Origin of the sequence: Streptococcus downii, assembly GCF_004353325.1 — a bacterium.
In the GTDB taxonomy this organism is placed as follows: domain Bacteria; phylum Bacillota; class Bacilli; order Lactobacillales; family Streptococcaceae; genus Streptococcus; species Streptococcus downii.
The window spans coordinates 400,540-412,222 of sequence record NZ_MZNX01000006.1 but is presented as its reverse complement, the minus strand read 5'-3'; the positions used below and the strand labels follow the sequence as shown (position 1 = coordinate 412,222).

At 36.0% G+C, this 11,683-nt stretch carries 7 protein-coding genes; 3 read left to right on the top strand and 4 right to left on the bottom strand.

Annotated features, from left to right (window positions below; genetic code table 11):
• Positions 1-98: 98 nt before the first annotated feature.
• On the bottom strand, positions 99-641 hold the full coding sequence (locus tag E2R31_RS03885; protein ID WP_061853349.1) for a TetR/AcrR family transcriptional regulator: 543 nt from the start codon (positions 639-641) through the stop codon (positions 99-101).
• Positions 642-769: 128 nt separating this feature from the next.
• Here E2R31_RS03885 and E2R31_RS03880 point away from each other — a divergent pair, with 128 nt between their 5' ends.
• Positions 770-3,412: a YhgE/Pip domain-containing protein gene (locus E2R31_RS03880; protein ID WP_132972929.1), complete on the top strand. Its 2,643-nt coding sequence runs from the start codon at positions 770-772 to the stop codon at positions 3,410-3,412.
• A gap of 21 nt (positions 3,413-3,433) precedes the next feature.
• Here the strand turns inward: E2R31_RS03880 and E2R31_RS03875 are convergent, their stop codons facing one another.
• Positions 3,434-5,986, bottom strand: coding sequence for a YfhO family protein (locus E2R31_RS03875; RefSeq protein WP_132972927.1), 2,553 nt, complete (start codon positions 5,984-5,986; stop codon positions 3,434-3,436).
• Positions 5,987-6,047: 61 nt separating this feature from the next.
• Positions 6,048-7,670 (bottom strand): ATP-binding cassette domain-containing protein, encoded by a 1,623-nt coding sequence (locus tag E2R31_RS03870; RefSeq protein WP_084945635.1) that lies wholly within the window; start codon positions 7,668-7,670, stop codon positions 6,048-6,050.
• 195 nt (positions 7,671-7,865) lie between these two features.
• Here E2R31_RS03870 and trpS point away from each other — a divergent pair, with 195 nt between their 5' ends.
• Positions 7,866-8,891 carry a tryptophan--tRNA ligase gene (gene trpS / locus E2R31_RS03865; RefSeq protein WP_084948184.1) on the top strand — a complete coding sequence of 342 codons (1,026 nt, stop codon included), beginning with the start codon at positions 7,866-7,868 and terminating at the stop codon, positions 8,889-8,891.
• 162 nt (positions 8,892-9,053) lie between these two features.
• Entirely contained in the window at positions 9,054-10,532 is a 1,479-nt protein-coding gene (gene guaB / locus E2R31_RS03860; protein ID WP_084948186.1) for an IMP dehydrogenase, read from the top strand.
• A gap of 52 nt (positions 10,533-10,584) precedes the next feature.
• Here the strand turns inward: guaB and recF are convergent, their stop codons facing one another.
• Positions 10,585-11,682 (bottom strand): DNA replication/repair protein RecF, encoded by a 1,098-nt coding sequence (gene recF / locus E2R31_RS03855; protein WP_132972925.1) that lies wholly within the window; start codon positions 11,680-11,682, stop codon positions 10,585-10,587.
• Between the last annotated feature and the right edge of the window lies 1 nt (position 11,683).

Here is an 11,683-nt window from a genome sequence, read left to right as displayed (position 1 = left end):
AGTTGGTAGTAGCGCATGACTGTTAATCATGATGTCGTAGGTTCGAGTCCTACTGGCGGAGTTAGATAAAAAGAACACCAGATGGTGTCCTTTTTCTTTTAGTTGACATCACCTAACATTTTCATAAGGAAGTCTGTCATTTCTTGCGGACTTTCTTTTTTTCCGTGAGCAATCCAAGTCTGGCAAACACCAAATAGGGCATTGGTTAGATAAATACTGCTGTATTCTAATTCTATTGGAGTGAGTTGTAGTTTCATAAAGCGTTTCTGAAGGTCGGTGCTAAGCATAATGTGAAGCTTATTTCTCAAGAAATTTTGAATTTCTTTGGTGCCATTTTCAGATAAGAGTGCAGCCAAGAGTGGTTCAGACTCTAAATATTCAAATACTTCTAAAATAGCATCTCTTTTATGATGGGCATGTTTTTGGAAAATATACTCAAAGGTATGAAAGAGCTTACTTTGGTAATGTTCAATCATATCATACTTATCCTTGTAGTGAGTGTAAAAGCTGGAACGACTGATTCCGGCTTTTTCTGCTAACTTGACAGTAGAAATTTGATCAAAGGGTTGGTCCATCAATAATTGAACCATGGCATTTTCGATGATTCGCTTTGTTTTTAAACGTTTGTTGCTTTCTTTCATAATTCCTCCTCTTGCACAAAAATAGACTATGTGTCCAAAAAATAATTTTTTACCTTGTAATTTGGATTTTTTGATGTATAATCTATTATATCAAAAATTTAGACAATATGTTTAAAAAAGGAGAAAATATGTTTAAAGAATGGAAAGCAATATTTAAAAAACCGACCTTTATCATTGTAATGATAGGGATTTCTCTTATTCCAGCTCTGTACAATATCATATTTTTGTCATCAATGTGGGATCCATATGGGCAATTGTCTGACTTACCTGTGGCAGTTGTCAATAATGATAAAGAAGCTTCCTATAACGGTAATACCATGGCTATAGGAAAAGACATGGTGTCAAATTTAAAAGAAAATAAAAGCTTAGATTTTCATTTCGTAGATGAAGATGAAGGAAAGAAGGGATTGGAAGATGGCAATTACTATATGGTAGTGACTTTACCAAGTGATTTATCTGAAAAAGCAGCTTCTATTTTAACGAATCATCCAGAGCAAATGCAAATCGATTATCAGACTTCAAGTGGTCATAGTTTTATTGCTAGCAAGATGAGCGATTCTGCGATGACACAATTGAAGCAGAATGTTTCTACCAATGTAACCGAGACCTATACTAAAGCTTTATTTGATAAGATGGTCGAATTAAAGGATGGTATGAGTCAAGCGGCTTCTGGTAGTGAAAAATTAACTGATGGAGCGAATCAGTTAGTGACAGGAAGTCAAACATTGACTACTAACCTACACTCTTTAGCAGATTCAAGTTTAACATTTTCAAATGGAACGGAGCAGTTTACTAAAAGATTATCCTCTTATGTCTCTGGTGTTGAACAACTTCATCTTGGCTTAGGGAATTTTAATAGTGGTTTAGTTACATATACTGGTGCAGTGAGTCAATTAGATAGGGGATTAGGTCAATTATCTTCTAAAAGTCCTGAATTAGTAAGACGAATCAATCAGTTATATACTGGTGTAGAATCCTATACTGGCGGTGTTTCTCAGCTTAATGCTGGTCTTAATCAATTTTCATCTGGTGTTAGTGCCTACACCAATGGAGTGGGAAGTCTTGCAACAGGTGCTAATCAGTTATCTAATCAATCAGCTACACTTCGAATGGGGGTGGAGCAATTAAGTGAAGGGATTCAACAACTTTCTAGCAAGTTAGATGCTTCGTCTGGGAAAAAAGATCAAATTAATCAATTATCTTCTGGTCTGAATCAGTTAAATCAAGCTATTCAAAATATTGATGTTGGAGATACAAAACAATTAGATTCTGTTTTATCAAGTATAGTATCTCTTTCTAATCAAATGTTAGCAAGTGCTCAGTCTGATAAAGCAACTACATTAGCAAATATTCAATCGACAGTAGCTTATCAATCCTTGACAAGTGAGCAACAAGCTGAGATAAGTGCTTCTGTATCTCAAAATTCGACTGATAGTATTCAATCGGCTCAGTCAATTATAACTTTAGTACAAGGTTTACAGGGAAATTTAGAAAACTTACAAAATCAATCTTCAAATCTTTCGACGTTAAAAAATCAAGCTAATCAAGTATTACCTATTGCTTCTACTTCTTTGACAGGATTGTCAAGTGGATTAACAGAAATACAGGGAGCAGTGACGAGTAAATTAGTTCCTGCTAGTCAGTCGATTGCATCAGGTGTAAATGCATATACTGCAGGTGTTGATAAAGTTTCTCAGGGCGCAAGTCAACTAAGTGAAAAGAATTCCACCTTGACAGGTAGTTTGGATCAACTAGTTTCAGGCTCAAACACCTTGACACAAAAATCTTCTAGCTTGACAGCAGGAGTTGGTCAATTAGTTGAAAAAACTCCAGAATTAGTATCTGGTATTGAAAAATTATCAACTGGCTCTAACCAATTGAATCAAAAGAGTCAAGAATTAATGGCAGGAGCTGATAAATTACAATCAGGATCTGGTCGATTAGCAGACAAATCCAGTCAGTTACTTTCAGGTGCTTCTCAATTAGAGAATGGAGCTAATAAATTGGCAGATGGATCTGGGAAACTTGCAGAAGGTGGAACAAAGTTAACTTCTGGATTGGAAGATTTACAGGCAGGAGTTGCTTCTTTAGGACAAGGACTAGGTAATGCTAGTGATCAACTCAAATCAGCATCAACAGAATCTAAAAATGCAGAGATTTTGTCAAATCCACTCAATCTTTCAAAAATAGACAATGATCAAGTTCCTGTAAATGGGATTGCTATGGCTCCTTATATGATATCAGTCGCTCTCTTTGTCGCTGCGTTATCAACAAATATGATTTTTGCTAAATTACCTTCAGGTCGTCATCCTGAAACTCGCTGGGCTTGCTTCAAATCTCGCTTTGAGATAAATGGAGTTATAGCTGTTTTAGCCGCTGTCTTAGTCTATGGTGGCGTTCATCTTATTGGTCTAACAGCAAATAATGAAATGAGAACCTTGTTCTTAATTATTATCGCAAGCTTAACATTTATGTCTATGGTAACTGCATTAACAACATGGAATAGCCGTATAGGAGCTTTCTTTTCTCTTATTTTGCTTTTATTACAGTTAGCATCAAGTGCAGGTACCTATCCACTTGCTTTGACAAATAATTTCTTTAGAGCTATTAATCCTTGGTTACCAATGAGTTATTCGGTTTCTGGATTACGACAAACAATTTCTATGACAGGAAATATTCATCAACAAGTCATTTTCCTTATTATAATACTAGCTTTCTTTACTGCTTTAGGTATGCTAGCTTATCAACCTAAGAAAATGGAAGAAGATTAAAAAGATTGGCCAAGGAATTGGTCAATCTTTTTCTGTCTTAGATAAATTTTGTCTGTGATTATAGATCCCAAAAAGAAGAAGGGCAGTTACTGAGCAGGCTGCTCCAATAACAAAACCATTGGGGATAAAGGAAAGTGTAATGGTGCCTTTTCCCTTTGGAACATCAACTTTCATAAAACCAGTCTGAGCCTGCTTGATTTCAAGTTTTTTCCCATCTTGGTATGCAGACCAACCTTTGTCATAAGGGATAGTGAAGAAAATAGAGGTATCTTGTTTTACTTCATATGTAGCAAAGACTTTATTTTTAGAGGTGGATACTTCTACAGGTTGTTCTTTAATTTTTTGAATTGCCTCAGTTAGGGCCTGAGTATCTAAACGATAGAAGGTTGGAGATTCAAATGACACTTGAGAATTTCCAGGAAAGCTAACACTGATATTGAAAGTTTTTTGTTCTTGAGTATAACCCAAATTAAAGAAATTAAAAGCATTATCAGTTGTAAAAGTCTTTTTTTCACCGTTGACAATGATGTCAACTTTCTTTTGCTTATCGTTTGTAAAATGAAGATTTGAAAAAGAGAGATAGACTTGACTATTTTGAGGAACCTCAATTTGATAATCAATCTTTGCATCTTCATTCGCAGAACCTGTGATACTTGTTAAACCATCTGAAGTATCTGTTTTATCATATGTTATTTGGGAGAAGTAATCTAAGTTGAGATTAGCAAGCTTGTTTATAAATAAGGCCTGATTATCCAGAGTGTGATTGTTAAAGTTTACATCGGTGTAAATAGATTGAGTGGCAAAAGCAATGGGTAAAGAGAGTTGATTTTTATATAAGGTTAAATGATCCTTTTGATAAATCTCTTGAAATCCATATTTATCAAGGGGAGTTTCTGAAATATTGTACTGGATTCCAAATAAACTATCTGCTAAAAGACTGTTATTTGCATAACGGAGATTGAGGTTAGTTCCAGAGGATTTGAATCCAAGTTTGTCCAAACTAGTGCTAGCTGAACGATTTCGTACAGACGAAAATTGAGAGATTCCATTGTAGTTAAATTTCATACTATCATTTCCTGTCTGAATTTGCAGTTTTTCAGTACGTGTAAATGGATTGTCAATTTGGTTTAGAATGGATTCCATAGCGGTGATATCTCTATTATAGGCGCTACGAGAAGCAAAGGCCCATTCTTTAGCTATTCCTTCTATTTGAGATGAAGCATTTAAGCTTATCTCAAATGTTATAAATAGAGATAAAAGGATTGCAAATAGATTTACAGAGATAAATTTTCTAATGACTGCAAGAAGTAAAAGAGCATAAACCAGGAGAAATTCAAGGGTGAGTAGGATATTCAAATCTGTTAAAAAAGAATAATGTGATTTAAAGTATACAGTAGCCAAAAATCCTGTTAGTACAAGAAAAAGTGAACCAAATAGATTCCATAGCTTCAGTTCTTTCAGACGATTTAAGACTTCTGCTGCAGTATAAATTAACAGAGTGGAAAAAATCCAAGCATAGCGATGCAAAAACATATTTGGGGTATGCATCCCCTGCCAAAATAAATCAAGTGCTTCTATGTAAAAGCTTGTTATTAAAAAAGTAAAGAAAATTGCATAGATAAGTTTCACGTGAAACCTTATGGATTTTATTGTGAAAAATAGAATGGTTAAAATAAAGGGAAGCAATCCAACAAAAATCATTGGTATAGATCCATACTTAGTTGTATCAAAAGATCCAATGAATTGTTTTGCGAAAATATCCAGATACCAGCTACTGTCTGTCTTTAATTTTGTGATGGCAGTCAACTTCTCTCCATGAGTTTGTAAATCAAACAGTGTAGGAAGAGTCATAATCAAACTAGCCATTCCAGCTAAAAAGGAGGTAACAACAAAATCAAGAAAAGATGATTTTCGAGTTTTAAAGTCCCAAGAAATTTGGCAGAGATACCAGAAAATAAGAAACAATACTGTCATATACCCAAAATAATAATTTTGAATAAATAAGATTGACAAACTTGTAAAGTATAGTAGGCGTTTCTTTTGTGTTATAAGTAGGTATAAACCAGTTATAATTAAAGGAATCAAGATAAAAACATCTAGCCAGGTTTTTATCTCTAACTGACTGACAGTGAAGCTCATTAGAGCATAGGAAGTAGATAAGGCAAGTTTTAAAAATTTTGGGATATCTTTAAATAATCTAGTCAAACTAAAGAAGGTTGACAGACCAATCAATCCAAATTTTAATAGAGTGGTCAGATAAACAGCATCTGGCATATTCGTCAGATTAAAAAAGTAAACCAGGGGTGAGAGAAAACTACCCAAGTAATAACTAGATAGAGCATAGAAATTCAGTCCGAGGCCACTTGTAAAGGTGTAAAACAAACTACCATTTCCATGTAAAATATTTCGTAAAGCCACATCAAAAATAACGTATTGATGGAAACCATCTCCTAATAGTGGAGATGTATCGCTATTCCAGTAGATACCTTGAGTTAGGTATACTCCAGTCATAATTACTAAAGGAATGATGAAAGAAACAAAATAGGTCCAATATGTTTTAAAAAATGATTTCATGTTACCTCGTAGAATGATAGAAAACTCAGTTGGTTACCCCAACTGAGTTTTGAAGTCTTATTTAATCTTTCCAAAGTTCTTTAACTTTTGCTTGTACTTCTGCATTTTCTAGGAATTCGTCATAGGTTTCATCGATACGATCAATGACGCCATTCTTAGACAAAACAATGATATGGTTTGCCAAAGTTTGGATAAACTCGTGGTCATGGCTGGCAAAGATGATTGATTCTTTAAAGTTTTTCAATCCATCGTTCAAGCTTGAAATAGATTCCAAATCCAAGTGATTTGTTGGATCATCAAGTACAAGGACATTTGATTTCAAGAGCATAAGTTTTGAAAGCATGACACGTACTTTTTCTCCCCCTGACAAGACGTTTACAGGTTTGTTAACCTCATCTCCAGAAAAGAGCATACGACCAAGAAAACCACGTAGGAAGGTATTGTCATCTTCTTCTTTACTTGCAAATTGACGCAACCAGTCAAGGATTGACTCTCCTCCTGCAAAATCAGCCGAGTTGTCTTTTGGCAAGTAAGAACGGCTAGTAGTAACTCCCCACTTGACAGTTCCTTCATAGTCGATGTCACCCATAATTGCGCGAATTAATGCAGTCGTTTGGATGTCATTTTGTCCGATAAGAGCTGTTTTATCACCTGGACGCAAAATGAAACTAATATTGTCTAGGATAGTTTCACCATCAATCTTTACAGTTAGATTTTCTACTGTCAAGAGATCATTACCAATCTCACGTTCTGCTTTAAAGTTGATAAATGGGTATTTACGACTAGATGGCACAATCTCTTCTAATTCAATCTTGTCAAGCATTTTTTTACGAGACGTTGCCTGTCTTGACTTAGAAGCATTGGCAGAGAATCGAGCAACGAATTCTTGCAATTGCTTAATTTTTTCTTCTGCCTTGGCATTACGGTCTGCTAGCAATTTAGCAGCAAGCTCAGAAGATTCCTTCCAGAAGTCGTAGTTTCCGACATAGAGTTTGATTTTTCCAAAGTCAAGGTCGGCCATATGAGTACATACTTTGTTTAAGAAGTGGCGGTCATGGGATACAACGATAACGGTGTTATCAAAGTCAATCAAGAAGTCTTCTAGCCAAGTAATGGATTGAATATCCAGACCGTTGGTTGGCTCGTCCAAGAGAAGAACATCTGGTTTGCCAAAAAGTGCTTTGGCAAGGAGAACCTTCACTTTTTCACCATTGGCCAATTCGCTCATGTTTTGATAGTGCAATTCTTCTGGAATGTTAAGATTTTGAAGTAATTGAGATGCTTCGCTCTCTGCCTCCCAACCTCCAAGTTCGGCAAATTCACCTTCAAGTTCAGCTGCACGAACACCATCTTCATCGGAAAAATCTTCCTTCATGTAAATAGCATCTTTTTCTTTCATGATGCTATATAGTTTTTCATTTCCCATGATAACGACATCAATGACACGTTCATCTTCATAGTCAAAATGATTTTGACGGAGGACAGAGAGACGTTCATCTGGACCAAGAGAGATGTGACCAGTTGTAGGTTCGATATCACCAGCTAGAATTTTTAAGAATGTAGACTTCCCAGCACCATTAGCACCAATTAATCCGTATGTATTTCCTTCTGTAAATTTGATGTTGACATCATCAAAAAGTTTGCGATCACTAAAACGTAGTGAAACATCAGATACTGTAAGCAATGTTTTTCTCCTATAATATGTAATACATTTATTCTACTAGAAAAGAGAGAAATATTCAAATTTTTATCTGTCAATTTTGTGTCAATTAAGTTTACAGTTTTATTTACAATGAGTTAGTCGTTTGATTTAAAAAATTTTCTGTTATTTTAACAAAAAAATGCTATAATTGAAGAGACCATTTCGAAGGAGAAAAAAATGACGAAACCCATTATTTTAACAGGAGATCGCCCAACAGGAAAATTGCATATTGGACATTATGTTGGGAGTCTTAAAAATAGAGTATTGCTGCAGGAAGAAGATAAGTATGACATGTTTGTTTTTTTGGCGGACCAACAAGCATTGACAGATCACGCCAAAGATCCTCAAACGATTGTAGAATCGATCGGGAATGTTGCCTTGGATTATTTAGCAGTTGGATTGGATCCAAGTAAATCAACTATCTTTATTCAAAGTCAAATTCCAGAGTTGGCTGAACTATCTATGTACTATATGAATTTGGTGTCACTAGCTCGTTTGGAACGCAATCCGACAGTAAAAACAGAGATTGCTCAAAAAGGGTTTGGAGAAAGTATTCCAACAGGATTTTTGGTTTATCCAATTGCGCAAGCAGCTGATATCACAGCTTTCAAGGCCAATTATGTTCCTGTAGGAACAGACCAAAAACCAATGATTGAACAGACTCGTGAAATTGTTCGTTCTTTTAACAACGCATATAACTGTGATGTCTTAGTGGAACCAGAAGGTATTTATCCAGAAAATGAGAGAGCAGGGCGTTTGCCAGGTTTAGATGGAAATGCTAAAATGTCTAAATCCCTTAATAATGGTATTTATCTAGCAGATGATGCGGATACGTTGCGTAAAAAGGTCATGAGCATGTATACTGATCCAGACCATATTCGGGTTGAGGATCCAGGTAAGATTGAAGGAAATATGGTTTTCCATTATCTAGATGTGTTTGGTCGTCCAGAAGATGCTCAAAAAATTGCGGATATGAAAGAACATTATCAACGTGGTGGCCTTGGTGATGTAAAGACGAAACGTTATCTACTTGAAATATTAGAACGCGAACTTGGTCCTATTCGTGAGCGCCGTATCGAATTTGCTAAGGATATGGGAGAAGTGTACAATATGCTTCAAAAAGGGAGTGAAAAAGCGCGTGAGGTTGCAGGTCAAACTCTATCTGAAGTTAAGGGAGCAATGGGACTAAATTATTTTAAATAATAGGTAAAATATGAATCGTAAAACTATCTCTTCCATAGGATCACAGGGATAGTTTTTTTATGACTTCTACCATAAATATAATTGACAAATTTTCATAGAATGGTATGATAGATACAATACAAAAAGAGTCAAGCTCAAAAAGAAAGAAAAGAGGAAACTTCAATGTCTAATTGGGATACTAAATTTTTAAAAAAAGGTTTTACCTTTGATGATGTATTGCTCATTCCAGCAGAAAGTCATGTGTTGCCTAATGATGCAGATTTAACAACAAAATTGGCAGATAATCTGACTTTAAATATCCCAATTATAACAGCCGCCATGGATACAGTCACAGAAAGTCAAATGGCTATTGCCATTGCTCGTGCAGGTGGTCTTGGAGTAATCCATAAAAATATGTCTATTGCGCAACAGGCAGATGAAGTTCGTAAGGTAAAACGTTCTGAAAATGGTGTTATTATTGATCCATTCTTCTTGACTCCAGAACACACGATTGCTGAAGCAGATGAGCTGATGGGACGTTACCGTATCAGTGGTGTGCCAGTTGTGGAGACACTTGAAAATCGTAAACTGGTTGGTATTCTAACAAATCGAGATCTTCGCTTTATTTCAGATTACAATCAGCCAATCTCAAACCATATGACCAGTGAAAATCTTGTTACTGCTCCTGTTGGTACAGATCTTGCAACAGCTGAAAGCATTCTTCAAGAACACCGTATTGAAAAACTTCCTTTGGTTGATGAAGAAGGTCGTCTTTCTGGTTTGATTACTATCAAAGATATTGAAAAAGTGATTGAGTTTCCAAATGCTGCTAAAGATGAGTTTGGTCGTCTTCTAGTTGCTGGAGCGGTGGGTGTCACTTCAGATACATTCGAACGTGCCGAAGCCCTTTTTGAAGCAGGAGCTGACGCAATTGTTATTGATACTGCCCATGGTCACTCTGCTGGTGTTCTACGTAAAATTGCTGAAATTCGTGCTCATTTCCCAGACCGCACTTTGATTGCGGGTAATATTGCCACTGCAGAGGGTGCGCGTGCTCTTTATGATGCAGGCGTAGATGTTGTCAAAGTCGGTATCGGACCAGGTTCTATCTGTACAACTCGTGTCATTGCAGGTGTCGGTGTACCACAAATAACAGCAATCTATGATGCGGCAGCTGTTGCGCGTGAATATGGAAAAACAATCATTGCTGATGGTGGAATCAAGTACTCAGGAGATATTGTAAAAGCCCTTGCTGCAGGTGGAAATGCAGTTATGCTTGGATCAATGTTTGCTGGAACTGATGAAGCTCCAGGTGAAACTGAAATCTTCCAAGGACGTAAGTTCAAGACTTACCGTGGTATGGGATCAATTGCTGCTATGAAAAAAGGTTCAAGCGACCGTTACTTCCAAGGTTCTGTCAATGAAGCAAACAAACTCGTTCCAGAAGGAATTGAAGGTCGTGTTGCCTATAAAGGTGCAGCAGCTGATATCGTCTTCCAAATGATTGGTGGTATTCGCTCTGGTATGGGTTACTGTGGTGCAGCTAACCTTAAAGAATTGCACGACAACGCCCAATTTATTGAAATGTCTGGTGCAGGTTTGAAAGAAAGCCATCCTCATGATGTACAAATTACTAATGAAGCACCAAACTATTCTATGTAAGTAGTAAAAAAGAACTCCTAAATTTCAGGAGTTCTTTTTGTTTACAAAGTTGTCAATGTTGATTTACAGATATTTTACCGTTTTGGATCCTGAAAATACTAAGATTTTCAGGCAAGTTTTGTAAGTGGTCTAAACTTGTTGTTGTGATAAAGGTTTGGATAGATTGAGAAATGGTTTCTAGTAATTTTAGTTGCCGTGTGTTGTCAAGTTCGCTCATAACATCGTCAAGTAAGAGTATAGGAGACTCATTGGTAATACTTTCCATTAGCTCAATTTCTGCCAATTTGATAGAAAGAACAAGGCTGCGATGTTGACCTTGACTCCCAAAACTAGCGTCCATTCCATTGATATAAAAAGCAATGTCATCTCGATGAGGGCCGACACCAGTATTCTTTTTAAACAAATCTCTTGATCTACTTTTTTCTAAAGCTATTTTAAAAGAATTTGTCAACTGATCTTCACCAGTAAAGTTGACAGATGATTGATAAGATATTGACAACTCTTCTAATTTATTTGAGATTTCTAAGTGTGTTTTTTGACCAAATTTCTCTAAATCTTTAATGAATTTTATTCGATGCTTTATGACACGACAACCGTATTCTACTAACTGATCATCTAAGACCGACAGAAATGTTTCGTCAATCTTTTGACTGGATTTTAGGTAAGTATTTCTCTGCTTGAGTATATGGTTGTAGTTTGACAGGTCTGACAAGTAAATTGGTTTAATTTGTCCCAGTTCGATGTCTATAAATTTTCGACGAACGGATGGCGCTCCTTTAATTAACTGGAGATCTTCAGGTGCGAAGAGAACCACATTCATATGTCCGATATAGTCTGATAGGCGAGCTTGTTTTAAGTGATTGACTTTAGTCACACGCCCTTTTGGTGTTAAATCAATTTCTAGAGGTATAGAACCTGTTTTTTTCTGTAGCAAGCCAGAAAGATGAAGTTGCTCGTCATCAAAATGAATGAGATTTTTATCTGTACGAGTCCGATGACTACGTGTCAAGGCTAAGAAATAGATTGCTTCTAGAATATTGGTTTTTCCTTGAGCATTTTGGCCTAAAAAGATGTTTAATTTTGGATTGAAATCAATTTTTGCCTCTTTGTAATTTCGAAAGGTCTTAATTGTTAAATGTTGAAGCCACATA